General features: G+C 64.0%; 17 protein-coding genes and 1 tRNA gene. 1 reads left to right on the forward strand and 17 read right to left on the reverse strand.

Annotated features, from left to right (window positions below):
• Positions 1-8 precede the first annotated feature (8 nt).
• The 16 genes from rplV to HAHE_RS02580 form a co-directional block, all read right to left on the reverse strand.
• Positions 9-395, reverse strand: coding sequence for a 50S ribosomal protein L22 (gene rplV, locus HAHE_RS02505; protein ID WP_338688316.1), 387 nt, complete (start codon positions 393-395; stop codon positions 9-11).
• A gap of 42 nt (positions 396-437) precedes the next feature.
• On the reverse strand, positions 438-1,157 hold the full coding sequence (locus tag HAHE_RS02510) for a hypothetical protein (RefSeq protein ID WP_338688319.1): 720 nt from the start codon (positions 1,155-1,157) through the stop codon (positions 438-440).
• 21 nt (positions 1,158-1,178) lie between these two features.
• Positions 1,179-1,448, reverse strand: a complete 270-nt coding sequence (gene rpsS / locus HAHE_RS02515) for a 30S ribosomal protein S19 (RefSeq protein ID WP_338688322.1) — start codon at positions 1,446-1,448, stop codon at positions 1,179-1,181.
• 22 nt (positions 1,449-1,470) lie between these two features.
• Positions 1,471-2,313 carry a 50S ribosomal protein L2 gene (gene rplB, locus HAHE_RS02520; protein ID WP_338688324.1) on the reverse strand — a complete coding sequence of 281 codons (843 nt, stop codon included), beginning with the start codon at positions 2,311-2,313 and terminating at the stop codon, positions 1,471-1,473.
• Between the two features lie 40 nt (positions 2,314-2,353).
• The gene (gene rplW, locus HAHE_RS02525; protein ID WP_338688327.1) at positions 2,354-2,638 is read right to left on the reverse strand and encodes a 50S ribosomal protein L23; all 285 of its coding nucleotides are present in this window, start codon (positions 2,636-2,638) and stop codon (positions 2,354-2,356) included.
• 22 nt (positions 2,639-2,660) lie between these two features.
• A complete protein-coding gene (gene rplD, locus HAHE_RS02530; RefSeq protein WP_338688328.1) occupies positions 2,661-3,269 on the reverse strand; it encodes a 50S ribosomal protein L4 in 609 nt (202 codons plus the stop codon).
• Between the two features lie 33 nt (positions 3,270-3,302).
• A complete protein-coding gene (rplC, locus tag HAHE_RS02535; protein WP_338688330.1) occupies positions 3,303-3,944 on the reverse strand; it encodes a 50S ribosomal protein L3 in 642 nt (213 codons plus the stop codon).
• 50 nt (positions 3,945-3,994) lie between these two features.
• Positions 3,995-4,303, reverse strand: coding sequence for a 30S ribosomal protein S10 (gene rpsJ / locus HAHE_RS02540; RefSeq protein ID WP_193212347.1), 309 nt, complete (start codon positions 4,301-4,303; stop codon positions 3,995-3,997).
• Between the two features lie 42 nt (positions 4,304-4,345).
• Positions 4,346-6,487: an elongation factor G gene (fusA, locus tag HAHE_RS02545; RefSeq protein ID WP_338688334.1), complete on the reverse strand. Its 2,142-nt coding sequence runs from the start codon at positions 6,485-6,487 to the stop codon at positions 4,346-4,348.
• A gap of 37 nt (positions 6,488-6,524) precedes the next feature.
• Positions 6,525-6,998, reverse strand: coding sequence for a 30S ribosomal protein S7 (rpsG, locus tag HAHE_RS02550; RefSeq protein WP_338688337.1), 474 nt, complete (start codon positions 6,996-6,998; stop codon positions 6,525-6,527).
• A 28-nt stretch (positions 6,999-7,026) separates the two neighbouring features.
• A complete protein-coding gene (gene rpsL, locus HAHE_RS02555; RefSeq protein ID WP_338688340.1) occupies positions 7,027-7,407 on the reverse strand; it encodes a 30S ribosomal protein S12 in 381 nt (126 codons plus the stop codon).
• Positions 7,408-7,780: 373 nt separating this feature from the next.
• Positions 7,781-10,030 carry a sialate O-acetylesterase gene (locus tag HAHE_RS02560; protein WP_338688342.1) on the reverse strand — a complete coding sequence of 750 codons (2,250 nt, stop codon included), beginning with the start codon at positions 10,028-10,030 and terminating at the stop codon, positions 7,781-7,783.
• Between the two features lie 126 nt (positions 10,031-10,156).
• Complete coding sequence (locus HAHE_RS02565) at positions 10,157-11,623, reverse strand: DUF1501 domain-containing protein (RefSeq protein WP_338688344.1); 1,467 nt, start codon at positions 11,621-11,623, stop codon at positions 10,157-10,159.
• The gene (locus tag HAHE_RS02570; RefSeq protein WP_338688346.1) at positions 11,620-14,811 is read right to left on the reverse strand and encodes a DUF1553 domain-containing protein; all 3,192 of its coding nucleotides are present in this window, start codon (positions 14,809-14,811) and stop codon (positions 11,620-11,622) included. Before HAHE_RS02570 ends, HAHE_RS02565 begins: the two co-directional genes overlap by 4 nt.
• 96 nt (positions 14,812-14,907) lie before the next feature.
• Positions 14,908-14,982 (reverse strand) — tRNA-Met (locus HAHE_RS02575).
• A 119-nt stretch (positions 14,983-15,101) separates the two neighbouring features.
• Positions 15,102-15,719: a class I SAM-dependent methyltransferase gene (locus tag HAHE_RS02580; protein ID WP_338688348.1), complete on the reverse strand. Its 618-nt coding sequence runs from the start codon at positions 15,717-15,719 to the stop codon at positions 15,102-15,104.
• Between the two features lie 114 nt (positions 15,720-15,833).
• Here HAHE_RS02580 and HAHE_RS02585 point away from each other — a divergent pair, with 114 nt between their 5' ends.
• Complete coding sequence (locus tag HAHE_RS02585) at positions 15,834-17,204, forward strand: MBL fold metallo-hydrolase (RefSeq protein ID WP_338688350.1); 1,371 nt, start codon at positions 15,834-15,836, stop codon at positions 17,202-17,204.
• On the opposite strand, the gene HAHE_RS02590 is transcribed toward HAHE_RS02585, so the two are convergent.
• Positions 17,189-25,606, reverse strand: coding sequence for an SDR family NAD(P)-dependent oxidoreductase (locus HAHE_RS02590; RefSeq protein WP_338688352.1), 8,418 nt, complete (start codon positions 25,604-25,606; stop codon positions 17,189-17,191). The genes HAHE_RS02585 and HAHE_RS02590 overlap by 16 nt on opposite strands.
• Positions 25,607-25,612 lie beyond the last annotated feature (6 nt).

Below are 25,612 nucleotides of genomic sequence, written 5' to 3' on the forward strand. Positions count from 1 at the left end.
GATTGGGATCAGGCTTCGACCTTCTTGGAAACGTGAACGCGCTTCGGCTTCTCTTCGGCCTCGGGCGTTTCGGCAAGGGTGATGAAAATGTGGCTGGTGCGCTTGAGGATGCCGCCGGCGGAACCGCGGGCACGTGGCTTGAAGCGCTTGAAGGTGGGACCGGCGCCGATCACAGCTTCCTTGATGTAAAGGTTGTCGACATCGAGCGCGAAGTTGTTCTCGGCGTCCGCGATGGCGGTCTTGAGGGTCTTGTTGATAAGGAAGGCCGCCTTCTTCGGGGTGAAGGCGAGGATGTCGAGCGCGGCGGACACCGGGAGACCTTGAATCTCACGGGCAACGTCGCGTGCCTTCTTCGGCGAGAGGCGGACGAACTTGGTGGTGCTCTTGACTTCCATCGGACGGTCGGTTGAAGGGTTGTCTGGGGCCTTGCGGCGGGATTATTCGGTTTCGAGAATGGCACGGTCGCCGATGCGGACGGGCCCTTGGCCGGGCTCGAGCGATTCGACGAAGGCACCGCTCACCCGACGTCGGACGTCTGCGATGATTGCGGTGCCGTAGGCTTGGTCGCCCCGGTAGAGGCGGTAGGTGGATCCGATCCGGGTGGTCTGCTGTTCCCCGATGTTGAGGACAAGCAGGCCGCTTTCCGAATCGATGCTCATCACCGTCGCACGGCCTGCCGTGCCACTGGTTGGAGCGTTGGGGGCGGGCTTCTGCCTCAGTCCAAGGACCGAGTCAAGCTCCCGCATGGCGGTTTCGACACGAAGCCTCGTATCCGGGTCGGAAGCGAGGGCCTGGCGAAGGAATTCGGACACGGTGCCGGAGAGACGCATCGCGCTGCCTTCGAGCTGCGCGACCCGGTCGTTGAGCACCTGGATGTCCGACATCGCCTGGATCAGGCGATCGTCGCCGCCGTCGAGAAGGTCCCGTCCGAGTGCCTCGAGGCGCTGGCGCACCTCGGCGAGCTGCTCGGATGCCTCCTTTTCGGCCCGGTTGGCCTCGGCGATCCCCTGCTCCAGAGCCTTGTTGCGCAACCGGAGTTCGGCGAGCTGGTTCTGGAGTTCCGCGAAATCCTCCGCCTGACCCGGGCACGCGCCCATGCCCGCGAACCACCCGAGGGCAGCGACGGTAACAGGACGAATGACGGAAGCGAAGGACATGGCGCGAGGGTGATCGAGGTCTTACTTTTTGCCGATGCCGCCGTGAGCGCGGAAGATCCGCGTCGGGGCGAATTCACCGAGCTTGTGGCCGACCATGTTCTCGGTGACATACACCGGGACGAAGGTCTTGCCGTTGTGGACGGCGAAGTTCAGGCCGACGAAGTCGGGCGTGATCATCGACTTGCGGCTCCAGGTCTTGATCGGCTTCTTGTCGTTCGAAGCGACAGCCGCGTCGATCTTGACCAGAAGCTTCTGGTCAACGAAGGGGCCTTTCTTAAGGGAACGTGACATGTTTCAGTGGATCGGTTCGGAGTTAGCGCTTCTTCTTTTTGCGGCGCTCGACGATGAAGGTGTTGGTCGGCTTTTTCGGCTTGCGGGTCTTCTCGCCCTTGGCGTGACCCCACGGGCTGAGAAGGTGCTGGCGGCCACCACCGGACTTGGACTTGCCCTCACCACCACCGTTCGGGTGGTCGACGGGGTTCATGCACATGCCACGGACGGTCGGACGGGTGCCCTGCCAGCGGGTGCGGCCGGCCTTACCCGAAACCTCGTTCATGTGATCGCGGTTGCCGACCTGGCCGACGGTGCAGTAGCACCGGGCGTTGAAGCGGCGGATCTCGCCGGAAGGCATCTTCACGAGGGCCCATTCGCCATCGCGGTTGGAAAGGATGGCTTGCTGGCCTGCGGCGCGGGCGACCTTGCCACCATTGCCCGGAGTGAGCTCGATGTTGTGGATCGCGGTTCCGAGCGGCACCTCGCTAAGCGGCAGGGCGTTGCCCGGCTTCGGCGCGGCCTTCTCACCGGAAAGCACGGTCGCTCCGACCTGCAGTCCGACCGGTGCGAGGATGTAGCTCTTCTGGCCGTCCTCGTACTGGATCAGGGCGATGCGGCAGGTGCGGTTCGGGTCATACTCGATGCCGAGGACCTTGGCCGGCACGTCGTGCTTGCGACGCTTGAAGTCGACGAGGCGGTAGTGACGCTTGTGACCTCCACCGATGTGACGGGTGGTGATGCGTCCGGTATTGTTCCGGCCGCCACTCTTCTTGAGAGGGGTAAGCAGGGACTTCTCCGGGCTCTTCTTGGTGATTTCCTCGAAGGCGGGCAGCACCTTGTAGCGCTGCGGCGGGGTCAGGGGTTTGAACTCTTTGAGAGGCATGGCTCGCTAGAGGGTTGCGCAATAAAGCGGGTTGAAAAAATCAGACGAGGTCGAGGTTTTCGCCCTCCTTGAGGCGGACGATGGCCTTCTTCCAGTGGGCGGTGCGTCCGGCATCGGCCCGACGCTCACGCTTGGACTTGCCGGCTTGGTTCAGGGTGCGGACAGCTACGACTTTCTTGCCGAGGAGCGATTCCACGGCGCGCTTGATCTCGAGCTTGTTCGCACGGCGATCAACTTCGAGGACAACCTCGTTGTTGAGCTCGTTGAGCATCGTGGCCTTTTCCGAGACGCGGACGTTCTTGATGACTTGATAAAGGTCTTTCATGGTTCGTTGCTTCGGAAAGCGGTTAGGCGGTGCGTGCCGCGAGGGTTTCCAGAGCGTCCTCGACGAGGAGCACCGTGTTAGCGTGGAGCAGCTCCTCGACGTTGACGCTGTCGGCGGTCACCAACTGCGCCCATTGGACGTTGCGGGCAGCAAGGTAGGTGTTGTCATCGAAGCTCTTGGCGACGATGAGGACCTTCTTCGGATCCGCCTCGGCGCTGACCGCTGCGACGAACGCCTTGGTCTTCGGCTCGGAGACAGCGAAGGACGGGAGCACCTTGAGGTTGCCTTCGGCGATCACATCGGCCAGCACGCGGCGCAAGGCGAGGCGGCGGGTCGACTTGGTGACCTTCTTCGAGTAGTCGCGGGGACGGGGTCCGAAGACCGTGCCACCACCGACAAAGATCGGGGCGCGCTTGTCGCCGTGACGGGCGTTGCCCGTGCCCTTCTGGCGGTAAATCTTCTTGTTGTTGCCGCGCACCTCGCCACGGGTCTTGGTGTTGGCGGAACCGGTGCGGCGGTTGGCGCGGTAGGCGACGACGAGATCGTGCACGGCCTGGGAGCCCTTGCCCTCCTCCGCCAGCGTGATGTTGGCGGCCTTGGCGTCGTCAGCAGTGAATACTTTCGCGGACATGGTCGGAAATGGTGTTTGGGTTCAGGTTCCCGCTCAGGCGGTGGCGGGCTTCTTGACGGCGGGGCGGACGGTCACGTAGGCGCCCTTGTGGCCAGGCACGGAGCCCGAGATGAGGATCACGTTGTCCTCAGGACGCACGGCGACGACCTTCAGGCTCTGCACTGTGCGGCGGTCGGTGCCCATGTGACCGGGCATCTGCTGGTTCTTCCAAATGCGGCCCGGAGTCGAGCCGGCGCCGACGGCACCGGTCCGGCGGTGCATCATCGAACCGTGGGTCTGCTTGAGACCTCCGAATCCGTAGCGGCGCACCGCACCTTGGAATCCGCGACCTTTGGTGGTGCCGATCACGTCGACCCACTGGCCGGCCGAGAACAGTTCCGCACCCGGGTGCTCTTCGGGAATCTCCTCACCGTCGGCGAGGCGGAATTCCTGAACGAGATACTTGGGGTCGGAACCGTGCTTCTTGAAGTGACCGACAAGAGGCTTGTTGGACCGTTGTTCCTTCTGGTCGTCGAAACCGACCTGCACGGCGGTGTAACCGTCGGATTCGACGGTCTTGGTCTGCAGGATCGTATTTCCGCCGACCTCGACAACGGTCACGGGAATCATGGACTGGCTCTCCTCGTCGAAGAGACGAGTCATGCCCAGTTTTTTTCCGAGAAGTCCGAGAGACATGGCTAAAAGAGAATTGGAGATTTAGGAAATTGGGGATTCGGGATCCCGGCTCAGATGCGGATGGCGATGTCGACACCGGCGGGCAGGTTGAGCTTCTTCAGCTCGTCCACCGTGCGGGCGGTCGGATCAACGATATCGAGGACGCGCTTGTGGGTGCGGATCTCGAACTGTTCGGCCGACTTCTTGTTGACGTGAACCGAGCGGTTGACGCTGAACTTCTCGATACGGGTCGGCAGCGGAATCGGGCCGGCCACCTTGGCACCGGTGCGTTTGGCGGTCTCGACGATCTCCAGGGCGGAGCGGTCGATCGCACGGTGGTCGAATGCCCGGAGGCGGATGCGGATCTTCTGGTTTTCCATGGCGTCGGAAGGTGTGGCTGGGTTGACTTGAGGGGCTGTGAATCAGCGTTCGTTGATGATTTCTTCGACGATGTTCGGCGGCACTTGCTCGAAGTGCGACGGGGTCATCGAGTAGGAGGCACGGCCCGAGGAAAGCGTCCGAACGGCGGTCGAGTAGCCGAACATTTCCTTGAGCGGAACCGATGCGTGAATGACGGCGACGTTGCCTTTCGACTCCATCTCGCCGATCTGGCCGCGGCGGCGGCTGAGGTCGCCCATCACGTCGCCCTGGTAGTCGTCCGGGGTCGAGACCTCGACACCCATGATCGGCTCGAGGAGGATGGGTGAGGCCTTTTTGAAACCGTCGCGCATCGCGAAGATGGCGGCCATCGTGAAAGCGTTCTCGTTGGAGTCGACCTCGTGGAACGAGCCACCGAGGAGGTCGACGTGGACATCGACCACCGGGTAGCCGGCGACGATGCCGTTGGTCATCGCGTCGCCGATTCCCTTGAAGCAGGCGTTGTGGAAATCCTTCGGAATCTCGCCGCCGACGATCTTGTTCTCGATCGTGAGGCCCTTGCCCTTCTCGTTCGGGCGCATGTGGAGGCGGACATGGCCATACTGGCCGCGGCCACCTGACTGCTTGACGAGCTTGCCTTCGCCATCGGCCTCACCGGTGATGGTCTCGCGGTAGGCGATCTGCGGGGCGCCGGTGTTGGCCTCGACCTTGAACTCGCGACGGAGGCGGTCGACGATGATCTCGAGGTGGAGCTCGCCCATCCCGGAAATGATGGTCTGGCCGGTCTCCTCGTCGGTCTTGACGGTGAAAGTGGGATCCTCTTCGGAGAGGCGGACCAGCGCGTTGGCGAGCTTCTCCTGATCGGCCTTGGTCTTCGGCTCGACGGCCATCGAAATGACCGGTTCCGGGAAGGTCGGGGGCTCGAGGACGACGTCGTATCCGGTGGCGGCGAGCGTATCGCCGGTCTGGACGTTCTTGACGCCGACCATGGCCGCGATGTCGCCGGCATAGCAGGCGTCGATATCGGTGTGCTGGTCGGACTGGATGCGGATCAGACGACCGACGCGCTCCGACTTGCGGGTCCGCGGGTTATATACGGTATCACCCTTGCGGACGACGCCGGAGTAGACGCGGAAGAAAACGAGTTTGCCGACGAACTTGTCTGCCCAGAGCTTGAATGCCAGCGAGCAGAACTTGCCGTTGTCGTCGGTCGGAACGGTGATGTGTTCTTCCTCGTCGTCGGGGTTCATGCCGACCGCGGAGGGAATCTCGAGCGGGCTCGGAAGATAGTCGATGACCGCATCGAGAAGATACTGAACGCCCTTGTTCTTGAAGGCGGAACCCCCTGCAACCGGCACCAGCTTGTTGGCGATGGTTGCACGGCGGATGGCGAGCTTGAGATCCTCGCGGCTGATCGGCTCCTCCATCAGGAACTTCTCGGCGAGGGCATCGTCGACACCGGCCACGGTCTCGACGAGTTCGGAGTAGGCGAGCTCCGCGGTCGCCTTCAGGTCACCATCGAGATCCTTGATCTCGTAGGTCGAACCGAAGGTGGCGTCGTCAACGTAGAGGATGGCCTTCTGGTTGACCACGTCGATCTGGCCGCGGAGATCCTCTTCCGAACCGATCGGGATGAGGATGCGCACGGCGTTGGCGCCGAGCTTGTCCTTCACCTCTTCGACGACCGACTCGAAGTCGGCGCCGACGCGATCCATCTTGTTGACGAAGACGAGGCGCGGAACCTTGTATTTCGTCGCCTGGCGCCAGACGGTCTCGGTCTGCGGCTGGACTCCGGCCACCCCGCAGAAGACGACGATGGCGCCGTCAAGAACCCGGAGCGAACGCTCGACCTCGGCCGTGAAGTCGACGTGTCCGGGAGTGTCGATGATGTTGATCCGCTGTTTCTCCTCCTCGAAGGACTTCACGATCCCCTCTTCCCCGCGCTGCCACCATTCGGCGGTAACGGCGGCGGAGGTGATCGTGATGCCGCGTTCGCGCTCCTGTTCCATCCAGTCGGTCGTGGCGGCACCGTCGTGCACCTCGCCGATCTTGTGGATCATCCCCGTGTAGAAGAGAATGCGCTCGGTAAGCGTCGTTTTTCCGGCGTCGATGTGCGCCGCAATCCCGATGTTCCGAGTCCGCTCGAGCGGAAACGGTCGATCTGGATGGTTGGCGGTCGCGGTCATCGTAGGAAAAACGTGGAAACGTCAGCAGGGTCGGAAATTACCAGCGGAAGTGGGCGAAGGCGCGGTTGGCCTGGGCCATCTTGTGGACATCGTCGCGCTTGCGGACGGAGCTGCCCTGGTTGTTGGCGGCGTCCTTGATCTCGTTGGCGAGGGCGACGTGCATCGGGGTACCCTTGCGGCCGCGGGCGTAACCGACGATCCAGCGCAGAGCGAGGGACTCGGAACGGTCGGCGGCAACTTCAAGCGGCACCTGGTAGGTCGCGCCACCGACACGGCGGCTCTTGACCTCGACGCGCGGCTTGGCGTTCTCGATCGCGCGGGTGACGACTTCGAGGGGGTCGACGGTGTCGACACCTTCGTTGGCCTTGTCGATGGCGGCATAGACAATGCGCTCCGCAAGGGAACGCTTGCCGTCACGCATCACCTTCGAAATGAGGTGACCGACGAGGGCGCTGTCGTAGCGGGAATCGCGACGATCGGGCTTGTGGAAGACTCGCTTGCGGCGGGACATGGTAAAAGGTCAGTTGGGATTCGGGAGATTACTTGTCGCCCTTCGGACGCTTGGCGCCGTACTTCGAACGGCCCTGGCGACGCTTGTCGACGCCGAGAGTATCGAGCGCTCCACGGACGATGTGGTAGCGGACACCCGGAAGGTCCTTCACCCGGCCGCCACGGACCAGGACGATGGAGTGTTCCTGGAGATTGTGGCCCTCACCCCCGATGTAGGCGATGACTTCGTAACCGTTGGTCAGGCGGACCTTGGCGACTTTGCGGAGAGCCGAGTTCGGCTTCTTCGGCGTGCGGGTCATCACCTGGAGGCAAACGCCACGACGCTGCGGGCAGTTGGCCATGGCCGGCGACTTCGATTTCTCGACCGGCACGTGACGTCCCTTGCGGACAAGCTGGTTGATGGTCGGCATATGATTCCTGCGGGGTTTGGGTAGTTGCGTTTGGGGCGCACCGACCACCGGCGAGAAATTCCCTCGCAGGAGCCAATTTTCCGGTGCTGCACCCGATAGTTTAGGAGATTGTCGTAGCGGTCCGCTTCGCCTTCGCGATGGCAGGCCGCGCTGTGGGGGCGGCGAATCTAGCCATCGAACCTTAGCTGACAAGCCCTATTTTGAGAAAATTCGGAGCATTTCGGATCCCCGAATTTCCGGGCTTTCCCGGGGTTTTTAGGGCCTTCCCCCGAGGTGCGCCCGAGAAACCCGCGAACGTTTCCCGCACCCCGGCAAAAAACCACCAGAATTCCGCTCTCCGCGAGCGATTCGGGCTCTTCGGATTTCCGATCGCTCACCGGCCGGTTCGGAACGGGGCGGCGGGGAGCCCCTCCGAATTGCAGAGATTCGCCTGCTGCGGGTGATCCGCCCATGCGTAGCGGACGTGCACGGGATCCGAGATGTCCGGATGGGACACCAGCACCGACTCACCCTCGATCACGGCGGTGGCCCAGACGAATTCGCCGTCATCGCCGGCCACCTCGAAACCGCGAAGCGGGCCACTCTTCGCCATCAGCCCCCCGGCGACACGATCAAATCTCACCCGCACCACGTCGTCGGCAACCACCGCGTCCTTCATGACCGGGCCTCCGGCGACCATTGACACACCATAGGTCTCCGAAATGGCAAGCCGGGCGAGGCGGTGCCCGACATCCTGCTTGTTCCGCGGGTGGATGTCGGCGCTCTCACCGAGGTCGATCGCGACCGCCATGCCGGTATTCGGCAGTTCAAGCGCTTCAGCCTGTGCCTCCCGCAGCTGCGCCAGACTGCTCTCGGCGGGCGATGTCTTCGGTTCGCGATAGCCCGCGAGCTGCACGAAGTAGAACGGGAAGTCGCCAATTGACCAGCGTGATCGCCAGTCATGGATCAGGGTTTTCTGCAACTGACCATAGATCTCACGGGTGCCGACGTTCGACTCGCCCTGATACCAGATCGCCCCGCGGAGCCCGTAGGAAACGATCGGAGCGATCATCCCGTTGAACAGGACCGCGGGGTTGTGCTGGTCCTGCACCGGGTCCGGGTGCTTGGGCGCTTTCGGTGCTTTACGGCCCGCCGCCTTCGCATCATCGGCCGCCTTCCTCCACCGCTCCAGATCGGCCCCATAGCGGCGCATCGCCTCCGGATCGTCGCGAAACTGCAGGCACTTCGCCCGGTAGGCCTTGAGCAGCGGCTCGAACTGTGGATGGGCCCTGAGACTCTCATCGCTGATCCAAGCCTCCGCCGTGCTTCCCCCGAACGCGCAGGCAATCAGCCCCACGGGCACGTCGAGTGCGTCCTGCAGATCGCGACCGAAGAAATAAGCGACCGCCGAGAAGTCACCGACCGCCTGCGGCGAGCAGACCTTCCATTCACCCGCGACATCAGCCTGCGGCGATTCGTGCAGCGCCCACTCGGCGGTGAACATCCGGATCCCCGGAGAATCCGCCGCAGCGACCTCCTTTTCCCAATTCGCGGTTCCGGACCAGGGTCGCTTCTCGGTGGGTGCCACCGTGAAGTCCATGTTCGACTGCCCTGAGCACAGCCAGACCTCGCCCACCATCACGTCTTCAAAACTCCGTGTGGCGGACGAGGAGACCACCATCCGGTAGGGACCTCCGGCTTCTAGCGGAGGGAGTCGGAGCCGCCACCGGCCTTTCGGACCGGCTCTCACCACCCGGGACTCACCGGCGAGCGTGACCTCCACTTCCGCGCCCGGCTCCGCCGTCCCCCAAACGGGGATATCAAGATCGCGCTGGAGGACCATGTGGTCGGAGAAAACGGACGGCATCCAGAGATCCACCGGCTTCAGGTGACTCGCCAGCGGGCACCCGTCCAGACCCCGGATCGCCGCAGCCAGTTTTGCCGCGTTGAACGCGGCACCTTCCGGGCCGGTGTGGGTGTGGTCGGTCCCGCAGAAGAGATCCGAAGTGGCATCCGGCCCGAGGTCCTCGTAGGAGTCCGCCAGCAGGGAATTGAAGTCGATGAAGGCCACATCCTCCTGCGAGGCTGCCTGTCGGGCCCATAGACCGTAGTCCGATCCGTTGCGCGTGATCCGGCCGTCTTTCCAGATATTCCGCGGAATGAGCGAGAGAATGACCGGCGTGGCGCCACGCTCCCTCGCCTCGCGGGCGTAGCGGCGGAGATACCAGCCGTACGAACGGACGACCTCCTCTTTCCCGGTCGCTTTGACGGTCCCGGTCTCCATTTCCTCGCCGTTGCCCTTGATCGACGCGCGCGGTCGGTCGCCGGCAAACATCTCGCCGCCGTCATTGTGACCGAACTGCATCAGCACGTAGTCCCCTTCCCGAAGATTCGCCATCACAGCGTCCCAGCGACCTTCGGTCCGGAAGGTGCGGCTCGAACGACCGCCGATCGCCCGGTTCACCACCTCGATCCCGGACTTGTCAAAATGCTCGCCCAGACAGTCCCCCCACCCCATCTGACCGGGCGTCGAGTTGCGCACGGTGGAGTCACCGATAATCCACAAGGTCGGGTTCTCGCCTTCCGCCGACGCAATCCCTGCCCATGCGAAGACCGCAAGAACGGATAGTAGCCGCTTCATCATGACGGGAGGATAGGTTCCGGGGCGCGCGTCAGCCCATTACCCAAGTGGGGGATAAACCGACGATTCCGGCAGGGTAGCCAAGGTCCCCGCGCCGAAACCAGCGGATTCCGCGTCCTCCGGATCCGCTCAGGCCAAGAGCGGCTTCACGACATGCCCGTGGACGTCCGTCAGCCGGAACCGGCGGCCCTGATACTTGAAGTTCAGATGCCGGTGATCGATGCCCATCAGGTGGAGGATCGTTGCCTGCAGGTCGTGGATGTGGACGGCGTCGGGGTGGACATGGTGCTTGGTCGGATGGATCACGTTCCCCGCAGCATCCACGATGTTGTAGCCGTAGTCGTCGGTCTTGCCATGGGTGACACCCGGCTTCGCTCCTCCGCCCGCCATCCACATCGTGTAACAGCGCGGATGGTGGTCGCGACCGTACGTCGTCTTGGTCAGGGCCCCTTGCGAATAGGAAGTCCGTCCGAACTCGCCGCCCCAGATCACAAGGGTCTCATCGAGCATGCCGCGCTGCTTCAGATCTTTGATCAGGGCCGCGGAGGCCTGATCGGTCTCCGCACACTGCCCACGGATCCCTCCAGGCAGGTTGCCATGCTGGTCCCAGCCTTGGTGATAGAGTTGGATGAACCTGACACCCCGCTCGGCAAGCCGTCGCGCCTGCAGGCAGTTGGCGGCGAAGGTCCCGGGCTTGCGACTGTCCTTGCCGTAGAGTTCGAAAGTCGAGTCCGGCTCATCGGACAGATCGGTCACCTCGGGCACGCTGGTCTGCATGCGGAAGGCCATCTCGTACTGGGCGATCCGCGACTCGATCTCCGGATCCAGTTCCTTGTCGAACTGGTGCCGGTTGAGCGTCGCGAGCTTGTCGAGCATGCCGCGCCGGCCGGCCGCCGAGACCCCTTCGGGATTGGTCAGATACAGCACCGGTTCTTTTCCCGAACGGAAACGCACGCCTTGAAAGCGGGAATCGAGGAACCCGGAACCCCAGAGCCGAGAATACAGCGGCTGCCCCCCCTGCCCCGCCGATACGAGCACGATGAACGACGGCAGGTTGTTGTTCAGCGAGCCGAGACCGTAGGACAGCCACGCACCCATTGATGGTCGTCCGGACAACTGCGACCCGGTCTGCAGGAAGGTGATCGCCGGGTCATGATTGATCGCCTCGGTGTACATCGACTTGATGAAGCAGATCTCGTCCGCGACCGACGCCGTGTGGGGAAGGAGTTCGCTGAGCTCCGCACCGCTCTGGCCATGACGCGCGAACTTGAACTGCGACCCGGCCAGCGGGATCGATGACTGGTTGGCGGACATTCCCGTCAGCCGCTGACCGGCACGCACGTGCTCCGGGAGCTGTTGCCCGTTCATTTCGCGCAGCAGCGGCTTGTCATCGAACAGGTCGAGATGCGACGGCCCTCCCGATTGGCACAGGAAAATGACCCGCTTCGCCTTCGCCGGGAAATCCGGCGCGAGCAGGTCGCCCCTGCCGGGAAGCATCGAGGCCAGCGCCGCTCCGCCGATTCCCGCCGCACTCTTCTTGAAGAAGTGGCGGCGGGTCATGCCGAGAAAGTCGTCGATATCCGGGGAAGCATTCATCGTTTCCAAATGGTGGCATCGAGATTGAGAACGGCCTGGGCGACGACCGTGGCGGCTGCGAGTGTGGCCGGATCGGCGTCGGACGCGGCTGGCGATTCGCCGCTCTTCAGGAGCTTCTTCGCACCCTCGGGGTCGGCTTTGAAGATCTCCAACTGCTCGTCGTAGAGTTCCTGGAGCAGGGCCTTCTCTTGGTCGTCCGGGGGTCGACCCGCCCAGCGCAGCATCAAGGTATCGATCTCGACGGTTCCGTCAGCCAATGCCTCCTCCGCCAGCTTGCGGCTCGCCTCGACGAACTGGACGTCGTTGAGCAGTACCAAGGCCTGAAGCGGAGTGTTGGTCTGGGCCCGGTCGACGGTGCACACCTCGCGGCTCGTCGCATCGAAGGCCATCATGTTCGGCAGCGGCGCGGTACGCTTCCAGACCGAGTAGAGACTCCGCCGATGCAGGGCCTTGCCGGTGCTCTGGCGGAACGGAGGGCTCATGCCGTTGGACTCGCGCCAAAGGTCGCCTCCAGGCTGGTAGGGAGAGACGGGCGGCCCACCGCGGGTGTCTTCCAGGAGACCCGACCCTGCCAGCGCCATGTCCCGGATCATCTCCGCCGAAAGCCGCCGCGAAGGCCCTCTCGCGAGATAGACATTTTCGGGGTCCTTCTCGAGTCCATCCGCGCTGGCTCGACTCGATTGCCCGTAGGTCGAGGAGAGCACGATCTGCTGACACAGGCGCTTCACGTCCCAGCCGTTGCTGACGAAGTCGCGCGCCAGCCAGTCGAGCAACTCGGGATGCGACGGCAGGTCGCTCTGGACGCCGAAGTTCTCAATACTTTTGACGATTCCGCGCCCGAAGAACTCCTTCCACATCCGGTTCACGAAGACCCGTGCGGTGAGCGGATGGTTCGGGTCGGTCGTCCACCTCGCGAGCCCGAGCCGGTCGCGCGGAAGTTCGTCGTCCATCGGCGGCAGGAAATCCGGAACGATCCGCGGCACCGGGTCTCCCGTCGGCGCGTCGTATTCCCCGCGATCCAGAATGAAGGTCGGCTTCGGCGGACGGATCTCTTCCATCACCGCCACCTCCACGACCCCCTCCTCGGCATCCACCACGGCCTTCCGTGCCTCGCGCAAGGCGCCAAGGTGGGACCGGAATTCGGCATCCACCGCCGTGAGGTAGTAGTCCCGCAGCTCATCCGCTCTCCCCGCGGCGAGCGCTGAGGCGAGACTGCTGCCGTTGTGGAGATCCGCCACCTCAACCGGACTCAATGCGCGCGAAAACACTTGGAAGTCGTCCACCCTGCCACCGGCAAAACCCAGATCCCGGAAGCGGGAGCCGATCGTGTAGTCGCCGCGACCGTAGGTCCCGATCCCGACCTTCTTCTTCATCGGACCGTCCGCCAGCAACTCCGTCTCGACCTCGCTGCCGTCGATGTAGATCCGGATCCCGTCCGCGCTACTGGATCCATCGTAGGTCCAAGTCACTTGGGTCCATTGCTTCGCCGGGATCGCGGTTTTCGTCCGGATACCAACCGCGTTACCCGGCCACACCCGGAACCAGCGTGCCGACAGGTGGCCGTTCTCCAGCATCAGGTCGTAGCCGTTGTAACCGACATCCGTACCGTAAGTTCTCTGCAAAACCACAACCGGCGACTCATTGCGCTCGCCGTCGTAGATCCACATCGAATGGGTCACTGCATCCCAGCGGTCGACCTTGTGAAACCCGGGAATCACGATGCCGACGTCGCCATTGAGCGCGACCGCCCCGCCCTTCGCTCCCTCGGCACCGGGGAGACCGTTGCGCTTGGCGTGCTGTTTGGCTCCGGGCGCGACATTCGGCAGCTCGTTGTCGTTTCCGACATCGAAGGGAAAGTGACCGACGAGATCAGGCAGGACCGGTTCCTTCGCGGGCAACACCAGCCAGTCCGCGAACGCCTGCTCGCGGGACTTGGCAATGGACTCGGTGGCCTGCTCCAGTTCCGCGAGCCTGGTCCGGGCCGCAGTCAGCGCCGTCTCCTGCGCCTCCGTGGGAAGCAGCAGCGACGGCGACGGCGTTACCGCGGCGTGCGAGTAGAGCCCGTTCTCGGCGATGGAATTGAAGAAGCCGAGCATGCCATAGTAGTCCCGCATCGTGATCGGGTCATATTTGTGATCGTGGCAACGTGAGCACTCCATCGTGAGCCCGTAGATCGCGGTGCCCGCCGTGTGCAGGCGGTCGGCCGCATACTCGACGAGGAACTCCTCGGCGATCGACCCTCCCTCGTTCGTCATCCGGTGGAGACGGTTGAAACCGGACGCCAGCCGCTGGTCCCGTGTCGCGTCGGGAAGCAGGTCGCCCGCGAGATTCCAGGTCAGGAACTCGTCATACGGCAGGTTGTCGTTGAAGGCCCGGACCACCCAATCGCGGTAGGGCCACGACACGCTCAGGTTGTCCGATTGGTAGCCATAGGAGTCGGCATAGCGGGCCGCATCCAGCCACGGCGTGGCCATCCGTTCGCCATATGTAGGCGACGACAGCAGGCGCTCGACTACTGCCTCGCGCGAGGCGGAATCCATCCCGGAATCCTCGAAGGCCTCAATCTCCTCAACCGTCGGCGGGAGTCCGGTCAAATCGAAGGTCACCCGCCGGAGCCAGATCAAACCGTCCGCCGGTGGCGAAGGTTCAAGACCGTGAGGTGCCATCCCGGCAGCGACGAACCGGTCGAGTTCGCTGCTCGCCCAGCCATCGCCCGCTTCCGGCACTTCCACCTCCGCCGGCAACGGCACGAAGGCCCAATGCGGTTCGTATTCCGCACCCTGCTCGATCCACGCCCTGAGGATCTGTTTCTCGTCGGAAGTCAGCTCGAGTTTCGATTCCGGCGGCGGCATCACCTCTTCCGGGTCGTCGCTGTTCACACGGTGCCAGAGCTGGCTCCCGTCCGGATCTCCCGGGATGATGGCGAAGCCTTCCGATTCCGTCAGAGCCGCGTAGGCGTCCTCGGCCCGGTCAAGGCGCAGTCCGCCTTTGTTGTTCGCCACATCCGGCCCGTGGCAAAAGAAGCACTTGTCCGAGAGAATCGGTCGGACATCGAAATTGAAGCTGACGTCGAGGGCGTGCGCTACGACTGACTCTCCATCGGACGCCTCTGCCTCGAGCGAGGACTTCTCGCAGGAAACCATGGCCACCAACGGGAAGAGGCCGGATAAGATCGAAACAACACGCATGCAGTCCTACGACTACGGGTATCGGATTTGACCGCTATCAGCCGGAAACACCACCTTTCCCAGCCCAAGCTGTCGTCGAACGACACAAAAGCGAGCTGGTAGCAGGGGCGGGAATTGAACCCGCGACCAAAGGCTTATGAGTCCTCTGCTCTACCTCTGAGCTACCCTGCCATTTGTCCGGCCGACCCTATGCGGGGCGGGGCGCGGGAATTATAGTCTGAACGGTGGACTGACAACCGAAAAATCCCCCGGAGCAAGGAAACGCGGGGATTGGCGGCATCCTCAACGGCTCAGGCCTTGGTCACCCAACCCCGATAGAGATAGCCGTGGGTTTTCGATTCACCCTCAAGATAACCCTCCGCCAGGTCGGCCACATCAAAGCCAGCCTCCTGCAACTCTTCTTTCACCGGCACATCGAGGACACAGCCCGCCGCGAATCGGCGCTGGATCGGATTCAGCCGCCGCTGCCAGCGTGCGACCCGGACATCGGGGCTCAGCCCGTGCTCCAGCAGCAGCAGTCGGCCGCCCGGTCGCATTACCCTTCGCATCTCCCGCAGCGCCGCGGCTCGATCGGGAATGCTGCATAGGGAGAGCGTGGAAACGACGGTCTCGAACCGGCCGTCCACGAACGGCATCGCTTCCGCACCTGACGCAACCACTTCCAGCCGTAAAGACGCTCGTCGCGATGCGCCCTCGAGCTTCTTCCGCATGCCGGCGTTGGGTTCCAGACCGACGACCCGGTCGACCCCTTCCGGATAGTATCCGAGATTCCGCCCCGTCCCGATACCGACCTCCAGCACCTCACCGCAGGCGGTCGACAGGTGCTCGGCCCTCAAACGGTCAAAGCCACCGAGCCCCATGAGCACGTTGTAGAGGCGGGGGAAAATCTGGCTGCGGTAGAGTCCCATACGCCTGCGGACAACATTGCATCCCTTTGGCATTCTCAAAACCCTTCCATCACGGCCACCGGCGGCCAGATTCCGGGTTCGACATTTCGCAGGCCGTCTCCATGGTGCGCCGCAATGCTCTTCCGCAGCCTTTGTCCCGCCGCCGAGATCGGCGCGAACTCCTACCTGCTTGAGACCGACTCGGCACGGATCGTCCTCGACGCCGGCATGCACCCGAAGCGCGAGGGCATGGATGCGGTTCCGCGATTCGACCGACTCGAGGAGGGAACGATCGATGCGGCGGTGATCACCCACGCCCACCTCGATCACATCGGCTCGCTGCCTGTCTTGCTGCGGAATCAGGCGCAAGCCCGAGTATTCTTCTCACCCGCCGGCGCCGAACTCGGCTTCGCGATGCTTCACAACTCAGTCAACGTGATGCAGTCGAAGCGCACCGAGTTGGGTATCACCGAATACCCCCTGTTCTCCCACCGGGAGCTCGACGAAATCGAAGCCTCTCTCGAGACACGGGCGATCGAGAGACCGTTCGATCTCGATCCGGACGGGACGATCCGCGCGACCTTTCACGACGCCGGCCATGTCCTCGGCTCGGTCGGGGTCACGCTCAAGAGCGGCGACCACACGCTGCTGTACACGGGCGATGTCAATTTCGAGCACTCGACGCTGATCAAGGCCGCCCATTTTCCCGAGGACCCGGTCGACACCTTGGTCATCGAGACCACCCGGGGAGCGAGCCCGCGGGACGTCGACTACACCCGCGAGGCCGAGGAACTGCGTTTCGCGGAAACGATCGCCGCCACCCTCAAGCGTGGCGGCACGGTGCTCGTGCCCGTCTTCGCGATGGGCAAGACCCAGGAGGTGCTGACCATGATCCACCGCTTCAAGCGCCGCGGACTGATCCCGAAGAAAGCCCCGGTGGTGATCGGAGGGCTCTCGACCAAGATGACGGTGATCTACGACCGCTTCGCCAAAGGCCAGACTCGCCGTAGCGATGATGACTTCCGGATCCTCACTGACATGGATCTGAAGGCCGGCAGCCGCCGCCGCAACCGAGCCCCCATCGTACCCGAGGCCGGGACTATCTACTGCCTTTCCAGTGGAATGATGACCGAGAAGACGGTCTCGAACGCCTTCGCCCGGGCCGGGTTCCTCGAGAACAAGAAGAACTCGCTGCTGTTCGTCGGCTATGCCGACCCTGATTCACCGGCCGGCCACATCCGGGCCGCGGCCCACGGTGACAAGATCGTGCTGGACCCGTCACATCCGCCGGTGCCGTTCCGGGCCCGGATGGACATCTTCGACTTCAGCGGTCACGCGACGCGTGACGACCTGCTGAACTACATCCTCAAGGTCCGCCCCAGGCAGACGTTCCTCGTCCACGGCGACCCGGAGGCGAGCCGGTGGTTCGAGCAGCAGCTCGCCGAGCGACTGCCCTCGACGCGGGCGATCATTCCGGAACCCGGCGTTGACTACGATCTAGCCTGAGCGCGGCGACGCCCCTTCGGCTTGAGCTGTTCGGTGATTTCCCCGGCGAGGCGTGCAGCCTCGTGGTCGCTGAAGAAGTCGAAATGGCTCACATCGCGCGTCACCTCGATCACATCCGAGGAACTCAACGGCCGACCTTCGACCGCACCCGCCCACGGATGGTTGCCGCGCCAGACGTGGACCTTCGTGGCGATCGGATCAAGGCTCGCCTCGCGACCGAGTCCAGCGTGGTGGAGATGGACGTCGAAGAGGAACTCGATCACCCGGTGACCGATGCCCTTGGCGAAGCTTCCCTGCTTCTCGAGCCACTTGCGGATCCGCGTGGTGCGTGCGCGACTTGAAAGTCCGATCACCTCCATCACCAGTTCGTGGAGTTCCTCCACCATCGTCTCGTCGAGTTCCTCATCCTCGCCCAGAAGTTCGCCGAGCAGGACGGAGAAGTCCTCGATCTGCCAGCCGATGATTTCGTGTTCGCGATCCTCCGAGAATCCGGGAATCGCCTCGATCGGATCGACCAGACCGATCCATGCAACCTTCCGGTTCGCCTTCTCAATCCGGCGGGCGACAGCGTGGGCCAGCCATGCTCCGAACGAGAAACCGAACAGATGGATATCGCCTTCCGGCTGCCGCTTGAGGATCGCATCCGCATAGGCGTCGGCCATCGTCGCGAACTTCTGAAACTCGCCTCCGTCGGAGAAAAAGACCCGCGACTGGATCGCAATCACCGGTAGGTCCTCAGGCAGCCCGGCTGCCAAGCCGTCGTAGAGTCCGACGAGTCCGCCAGCCGGGTGAATCATGAACAGCGGATCGCGATCCCCGGTCTTCTTCAGGTCAACGAAGCACGCCGGCGGAAGGTCGAGAACCCGCTCGCCGCCTGCGTCACCCTCACTTTCAGCCGCATCGGCACCGGCACCGCCAGCGGCAGCTTCCATCTCGCCGCCCGACTGGCCGGAAATGAGCTCCAGCAGGTGGATCCCGACATCCGCAAGGGTGGTGCCCTCTTTCATCCGGGCCGGAGGCAGGGAGATCTCGAACTTGCTCTCAAGGCGCATCAGCAGTTCGAAGGTCATCAGCGAGTCGAGGCCCAGCTGCGTGAGCGGCCGGTCGTCACGGATCTTCGACACCGAAGTCCGGAGCACTTTGGCGACTTCCTCCTTGAGCATGTCGGACAGAACCGAACGGCGCTTGGCAGGAGGCGTCTCGAGCAGGATCTCCCGCGCCGAACGGGCACCGACCTCATCGCCATCGTCCGCCGCCTCGCTGAAGACATCCGCATAGCGCGTCGATCGCTCGAGTTGCGGGTGCGTGCTGCGGAACAACTTCCAGTCGATCGGAATGATGCCGGTTTGCAGGTGGTCGTTGGCAATCAGCTTGGCGAGAAGCTCAAGCGCCCGGTCCGGCGGCAGCGGGATGATCCCCTGACGCGTCAGCTTTTCCTTCAGGGACTCATCGGCGGCGGCCACACCGACATCGGCGAGTTGGCCCCAGTTGACCGTCAGCGCGGGCAATCCGGCCGCATGCCGGAAGTGGGCCATCGAGTCGAGGAAGGCATTCGCCGCGGCATAGTTCCCCTGCCCGGCATTTCCGAGTGCGGAACTGACCGATGAGAACATGACGAAGCTGTCGAGGTCTTCGCCGAGCGTCGCTTCGTGGAGGTTCCAGGTGCCCTGCACTTTCGGCGCGAGGACCCGTTGCATCTGCTCCAGGGTCATCTTGCCCATCGTCTGGTCATCGAGGACCATGGCCGAGTGGACGATGCCCTTCAGCGGGTGGCCGCTGCGACGGATCTTGCGCACGAGCGCGTCGACATCCTTGCGGGACGTCACGTCGACTGCCTCGACGTGGACCTTCACCCCGTCATCGGCCGCGCCACGGATAACCTCCTGCAGCGCCTCGTCGGCCTTGCCGCTACGACTCACCAGATAGAGGTGCTTCACACCCTGCGCGAGCATGCCCAGAGCCACCTCCCGTCCGAAGCCCGAGAGTCCTCCGGTGACAACATACGAACCGTTCGGATCGAACGGCCGCGTCCCCTGCACCGGTCGCAAGGCCGGTTGGATCTCCGACCCTTCCGTCGACAGAACGATCTTCCCGATATGCCGGGCCTGGGCCATGCAGCGGAACGCATCCTTCGCCCGATCCATCGGGAACACGCGGTGTGGAAGCGGGCGCAGGCCTTGCTCGGCGAAGAGCCGTGAAACCTCGCCCAGCAACGTCCGCAGGCGGGCGCCACCGTCGCTCATCGCGTCTCCGAGATCGACGACCGACATCGTCAGGTTGTGGCGGAAGGGACGCAGGCCGACCGGCGTGTTGCCGTAAATGTCGCGCTTGCCGATTTCGACGAACCGGCCGTAGGGAGCCAGACAGGAAAGGCCCTTCTCGATCGCCAGTCCCGCAAGCGAGTTGAGGACCACATCGACGCCTCGCCCGCCGGTCACCTCTCGGACTTCATCGGCGAAGGTCAGCGAGCGTGAATCGAAGACGTGCTCGACCCCCAGGCCGCGGAGGAAATCGCGCTTCTCCGGATTGCCCGCGGTGGCGATCACGTCGGCGCCCAGCGCCTTCGCGAGCTGGATCGCGGCCAGACCGACACCACCGCTTCCCGCCTGCACGAGAACGGTCTCGCCGGCCTTCAGATGGGCGATCTCGCAGAGCGAGTACACCGAGGTCATGAACGCGACCGGCAAGGTCGCCGCCTCCTCGAAGGTCATGCCTTCCGGCACCGGCAACAGCAGCGGAGCAGGCGCGGTCAGGTGGGAGCCGAAGCAGCCGGCACCGAGGGAAATGACGCGGTCGCCGACTTTCCAGTCCGTCACGCCGGGACCGACACGCTCGATCACTCCCGAGCATTCGTCGCCGATGAGCATGTCGATCTCGCTGTCGGACGGATAGATGCCGAGCGACTTCAGGACGTCGCGGAAATTGAGGGCCGCTGCCTTGACCGCGATCTCGACTTCCCCTGCGCGCGGCTTGCGACGCGGCGTCTCGATGAAGGTCATCGAATCGAGCATGCCCGGGGTCAGGATCTCGAGCCGGTGCCCGGCCAACGCGGACGAACGCCGCTTGCGGGCCAGGTCCTTGCGACGGAAACGCAGCGCCTTCCGGCCGGTGCGGCGCAGCGCGACCTCCTCTTCCGAACTGTGCGCGCGGATCTCCGCGAGGAGCTCGGCCGTCTCGCGTTCGCCGACCACCTGCGGCAGATCCACCAACCGCACCCGCATGTTCGGATTCTCCGAAATCATGCTGCGTCCGAGACCGATCACGGTGCCCGACACGGGATTGACGCGGGTCTTTCCGAGTCCGACCGGCTGCCCAGCCCGACTCAGCAACATCACCGAACGCGGAAGAACCTCGCGGGTCGGAGGCAGCGCGTGGAAAAGCGAGAGTAGCGGTGAAGTGGTCACCGACTGCGCATCCACCAGCACCTCGGTGGACAGCGAGTCACCTTCCGGAACATCCAGCGCCCAGCCAAAGACGATCTCGATCCGGCTCAACGAAAACCGCCGGTCCAGTTCACGGAACAAGCGCTCGGCATCGCGAACCTCGTCCGGACGGATCCGGTACTCGGAGTCACCCATCCGCCGGTAACGATCGCCACGACGGATACGGATGACCTTGTCCTTCAGGTGGGCGCCGAGGCTCGCGCAGATCGGGTCGAGCACCGCGCCCTCGTCGGTGAAGACCACCCACACCGTCGCCGGCTTGTGCCGCAGCCTTTCGAACGGGAACGGCTCTTTCTTGGCGAGGGGACGCTTTTGCGGCCCGCGAAGGGCAAGCATCGTGGTGCCGGAAGCGGGCTCCCGATGGAGACCGAGGCACTCGAAACCGAGCTTCTCCGCCCGACCGGACAATTCGTCCGGGCTCTCTGCTATAGCTGGCAGGAAGCGGCTGCGCACGACCGGGTCGAGCCCGAATGCGACCTCCCTCCACAGCGGCGGATCGACGGTTGCTTGCACAAGGCAAAGCCCTTCCGACCGGAGCGAGCGCAGCAGACGCTTCGAGCCCGAATCCGTGAACGCGGCTTCGGCTTCGGAACCCAACACGATAGCCAGATCGAAACGCTGCGCCTTGAACAAGGAGCCCGCACCCTTCGCCGTGAGCCCGCTTGTCACATACTCGACGAAGTGGTGGTCGAAGAACTTCTGCTCCGCCAGAGTCGAACGTTCGACGTCCGGGTCGGCATAGATCACCCGCGTGCAATGCGGATCAAATTCGCGGAGCAACTCGGCCACCGGCCCTCCCGAACCCGCACCGAGGATCAGGACATTGAGCGGTGTTGCTTCGGGCAACTTGGACAGCATGTCCCTCAGGGCATCGCGAAGCCGGGCATGCTCGAAGCGCGACGACGGAGCGTCCTGCAGAAGATGTTCCTCAAGTCCCGGCGAGCCGGTCGGCGAGAGCACCTCGGGCAGCTTCTTGCGGCCGCGCAGCAGCGACGGCAGTTCGGTGCCGACCCGCTCGATGAAAGTGGTTTCCGGATAGGCCTCCGGATACTTCTCTAAAAGCTTGCGAAAGACCTCTCCGTCCGGCCGGTCCGACTTGCCCTTCGGCAGTTTCGCGGACTCGATCCACGTCTCGACGACGGGCCGGAGTCCGGCTTTGACCCGATCCAGCGGACCCGCCCCGCGACCTGTCTTCTCCAAGGCAACGAGCCCGTCGGCAAGGTAGGTGGCGGCAGCGCGATCCAGCGCGGTCTCAACGCCGCGCACACGCCGGGAGGACTCACGGTCGAGCGAAGGCCACTCCGGCGCCGGCAGGACCACCGGCTCCTCGGCCTCCGGTTCCTCAAGCGGCGCATCGATCCAGCCGTTCTCGTAAAGACACTCTTCCGGGCTCGTCGCACGGAACTCCTTGGTCCGCACCACACCCTGGACTTCCAGGCCTTTCACTTCGGCGACCAACTCCCCCGCCTCGTCCTGAATCATCAGGTCTCCGCGGATCGTCTTGCCGCCATGGTGCGTGATCCGGACACGGCAGTAGAACTTCCGGCCTTCCGGGCGACGGAAGAGCCGGTAGGACTCACAGTAGACCGGCATGAAGCCGGTCTCACGGATGATGTCGAAGTCCGAAGGAACCGCGGAGGTGAGGCACTGGAAACAGCAGTCGAGAAGAGCGGGCGCCAGGTGGAAGGTCTTGCCCGAGCGCTCGACCTCGCGGGTGATCTCGATCTCCGCAAGCGTGTCGAGCGGCACATAGTGGATCGCCTTCACTCCGCGGAACAGCGGGCCGTAGTGGAGCCCGACAAAGTCGCAAGTACGATAGATGACGTCGTGCGGGATGATCTTGTCAGCCCGCTCGATCATCGCCTGCGGATCGAAGCGCTCTTCGGGTATGGGCAGCGTGTCGGGCCGCAGCTGACCCTTCACGTGAAGCGTCCAGTCGTCGTCCTGTTCGTCGGTGCGGCTGCGGATTTCGAAGCCCGCCGTCGCCGGCTTGTGCTCGAACTGCATAACCGTGGTCTCCGCCCCCTCGGGCAGGAACATGGCCTTGATCAGATCGACATTCTCCACCCGGACCGGCTGGTCGCCATAGACCTCCCTGCCGGCGGCGATCGCGGCCTCGAGGTAGCCCGCGGCAGGGAACACCGGGTGCTCCTGAATGACGTGGTCGCGAAGGTAGGCGTGGACATCGAGATCCAGCCGCGTGTTCCAGGTCGGGTCGGCCGCGGGCAGGCGGTCGTCGAGCATGGGGTGCACGATCTCGTCCTTGCGCAGGACCCGGTAGCGGACCGGCTCGGCCCAGTAGTGGGCGCGTCGGAACGGCATTTCCGGAAGGTCGAAATCATCGCCAGCCTTCGGGTAGAGGCTTTGCCATCCGATTTCGGCTCCGAGCGTGTGCATCCGGCCCAGCGCGCGCAGCATCGCCACGCTCTCGTCGGTCTTCCGCTCGAGGGAATGGACGACCGCGCCGTGGGCCGAGGCTTTCTCGAAGCACTCGGAGACCGAGGCGCTCAGCACCGGGTGCGGACTCACCTCGAGGAACAAGCGATAGCCTTTACCGATCAGCCCGTCAATGGCACCCGCAAAGCGGACCGCCTGCCGGACGTTTCGCCACCAGTAGTTGGCATCGAAGGTCTTCGCCGTCGCCGGACCACCCGACACGGTGGAGTAGACCGGGAGCGTCGCCTTCGATCGATCGACGGTCCCGAGCTTCTCGAGGAGTGGCGCTTTCGCCCCCGCCATGTGGTGACTGTGGAACGCGTAGCCGACCTTGAGGAAGCGATTGAAAACCTGGCGTGCTCCGAGTTCGGCCGCGATCTTCTCGAGAGGCGCCGCGTCGCCTGACAATGTCACCGAGTTTGGCCCGTTGATGGCAGCGAGGTGGACCTTGCCGCGATGGGGTTCGATGACCTCGAGCGCTTCCTCTTCGGTCAAAGAGGCGGCAAGCATCCGCCCGCGGTCCGGGGTTGCTTCCATGCACGCCCCGCGCCAGAAAATCACGCGGCACGCTTCCTCGAGCGTCAGCACGCCCGCCGCGTGGGCGGCGGCCACTTCTCCGACGCTGTGACCGACCGTCGCGGCCGGCTTCACTCCCCACGACTGCCACAGTGCCGAAAGACCGGCCTGGATCGCGAAGATCGCCGGCTGCGCGATGGCGGTTTCGTTGATGCGCGACTTCGACTCCGGGCGTCCGAGTTCTTCGAGCAGCGACCAGTCACCCCACTCGCCCATCACCGCATCGCAACGCTCGATGACTTCGCGGAAGACCGGCTCGCGCTTCAGAAGGTCGCGGCCCATCGCATACCACTGCGGTCCCTGACCCGAGAAAACGAACACCGGACCGGGATGGTCCGCTTCGAGAGGGTTGCCTTCGACCACACCCGGGGACGACTCACCCTTGGCGAGTTGCTCCAGCGATTCACGGAGGTCGTTTCGCGTGCGCCCGAGCGCCACCGCCCGGTGCAGGAAGTGCACGCGCTTGGTGGCGGCGGTGAGGCAAATGTCGGCGGTCTTCGATGGCGCCGACGTCTCAAGCAACTCAGCAAACTGACCGGCGATGTCCCTGACTGCTTCGGGCGAACCGCCCGAAATCGGCAATGCCCAACCGGAGAGCCCCGGACTGTCGGAGGCGGCCTTGGAAACGACGCGCGGCTTCGGCTTCCGTGCCGGCACCGCCTGCAGGATCGCGTGGGCATTGGCACCACCGAAGCCGAACGAGTTGACGCCCGCGTATGGCAGCTCCTTTCCGTTCGGAAGTTCCTCTTCTTCGGTCACCACCCGCAGCTTGAGCTTCTCGAGATCGATGTTCGGGTTGGCCTCCTTGAAATGCAGGCTCGGCGGAATCCGGCGGTGGTAGAGCGAGAGCGCGGCCTTGATGATCCCCGCCGCACCAGCCCCGGCCTCGAGGTGGCCGATGTTTCCCTTCACCGAGCCGATCGCACAGGGGGTGTCGGACCTCCGCCCATCCCCCAACGCCATGCCCAGCGCGTGAGCCTCGATCGGGTCACCAATCGGCGTCCCGGTCCCGTGGGCTTCCATGTAGGCGATCTTCGAAGGCTCGATGCCCGCGCGCAGCAGCGCCTCACGGGTGAGTGCCTCCTGCGATGTCGGACTGGGCACCGTGATGCCATTGGTGCGTCCGTCCTGATTGGAGGCGGTCGCCGCAATGGTCGCGTAGATCCGGTTGCCGTCCTTGATCGCCTGCGAGAGAGGCTTCAGCAGGATCATCCCCGCCCCTTCGCCTCGGACGAATCCGTCGGCTCGCGAGTCGAAGGCCCGACAGCGCCCGGTGGGCGACAGCATGCCCATCTTGCAGAACGCCAGATATGGGATCGGCCCGATGATCGAGTTCACCCCGCCTGCCAGCGCCATCTCGCAGTCTCCGCGGGCCAGACTTTCGCAGGCGAGGTGGATGGCGACGAGCGCGGACGAACACGCCGTGTCCACGGCCACGCTCGGTCCCTTGAAATTGAAAACGTAGGAAATCCGGTTGGCGGCGATGCTGTGGACCGAGCCCGTCGCCGCGTAGATGTCCGTCTTGCTCCCCATGTCGAGGTTCGACTGCATCAGGTGGTAGTCGAACGTGGAGACCCCGGTGAAGACACCAATCTGCCTGCCCTGCTTGAAATCGAACACTTCCCGCCCGTCCTCGATCGCCCGCCACGCGGTTTCGAGAAGCATCCGCTGCTGGGGGTCCACGAAGTCGGCCTCGCGCGGGGAAATTCCGAAGAACGACGCGTCAAAGGCGTCGAACTCGTCCACCAAGGCACCCCATTTCGAGTAGGTCTTGCCCTCGATGCCGGCCTTCGGGTGGAAGTATCTGCCTTGGTTGAACCGCTCGTCAGGCAGGACCCGGACCGTGTCCATCCGGTTGCAAAGGCCGTTCCAAAAGGCTTCGGGACTGTTTGAGTGACCAGGAAAGCGGCAGCCAATGCCAACGATGGCGACGGGGTCTTGAGGCATGAAGGG

The sequence above is a fragment of the Haloferula helveola genome (genome assembly GCF_037076345.1).
GTDB lineage: Bacteria > Verrucomicrobiota > Verrucomicrobiia > Verrucomicrobiales > Akkermansiaceae > Haloferula > Haloferula helveola.

Bases quoted from the DNA above. Each gene is read 5' to 3' on its own strand.
- rpsL (WP_338688340.1), bottom strand. From the start codon at position 7,407: ATGCCGACCATCAACCAGCTTGTCCGCAAGGGACGTCACGTGCCGGTC.
- rpsG (WP_338688337.1), bottom strand. From the start codon at position 6,998: ATGTCCCGCCGCAAGCGAGTCTTCCACAAGCCCGATCGTCGCGATTCC.
- HAHE_RS02570 (WP_338688346.1), bottom strand. From the start codon at position 14,811: ATGCGTGTTGTTTCGATCTTATCCGGCCTCTTCCCGTTGGTGGCCATG.
- rpsJ (WP_193212347.1), bottom strand. From the start codon at position 4,303: ATGGAAAACCAGAAGATCCGCATCCGCCTCCGGGCATTCGACCACCGT.
- rplC (WP_338688330.1), bottom strand. From the start codon at position 3,944: ATGTCTCTCGGACTTCTCGGAAAAAAACTGGGCATGACTCGTCTCTTC.
- fusA (WP_338688334.1), bottom strand. From the start codon at position 6,487: ATGACCGCGACCGCCAACCATCCAGATCGACCGTTTCCGCTCGAGCGG.
- HAHE_RS02590 (WP_338688352.1), bottom strand. From the start codon at position 25,606: ATGCCTCAAGACCCCGTCGCCATCGTTGGCATTGGCTGCCGCTTTCCT.
- rplB (WP_338688324.1), bottom strand. From the start codon at position 2,313: ATGCCTCTCAAAGAGTTCAAACCCCTGACCCCGCCGCAGCGCTACAAG.
- rpsS (WP_338688322.1), bottom strand. From the start codon at position 1,448: ATGTCACGTTCCCTTAAGAAAGGCCCCTTCGTTGACCAGAAGCTTCTG.
- rplD (WP_338688328.1), bottom strand. From the start codon at position 3,269: ATGTCCGCGAAAGTATTCACTGCTGACGACGCCAAGGCCGCCAACATC.
- HAHE_RS02560 (WP_338688342.1), bottom strand. From the start codon at position 10,030: ATGATGAAGCGGCTACTATCCGTTCTTGCGGTCTTCGCATGGGCAGGG.
- HAHE_RS02510 (WP_338688319.1), bottom strand. From the start codon at position 1,157: ATGTCCTTCGCTTCCGTCATTCGTCCTGTTACCGTCGCTGCCCTCGGG.
- rplW (WP_338688327.1), bottom strand. From the start codon at position 2,638: ATGAAAGACCTTTATCAAGTCATCAAGAACGTCCGCGTCTCGGAAAAG.
- HAHE_RS02585 (WP_338688350.1), top strand. From the start codon at position 15,834: ATGCTCTTCCGCAGCCTTTGTCCCGCCGCCGAGATCGGCGCGAACTCC.
- rplV (WP_338688316.1), bottom strand. From the start codon at position 395: ATGGAAGTCAAGAGCACCACCAAGTTCGTCCGCCTCTCGCCGAAGAAG.
- HAHE_RS02580 (WP_338688348.1), bottom strand. From the start codon at position 15,719: ATGGGACTCTACCGCAGCCAGATTTTCCCCCGCCTCTACAACGTGCTC.
- HAHE_RS02565 (WP_338688344.1), bottom strand. From the start codon at position 11,623: ATGAATGCTTCCCCGGATATCGACGACTTTCTCGGCATGACCCGCCGC.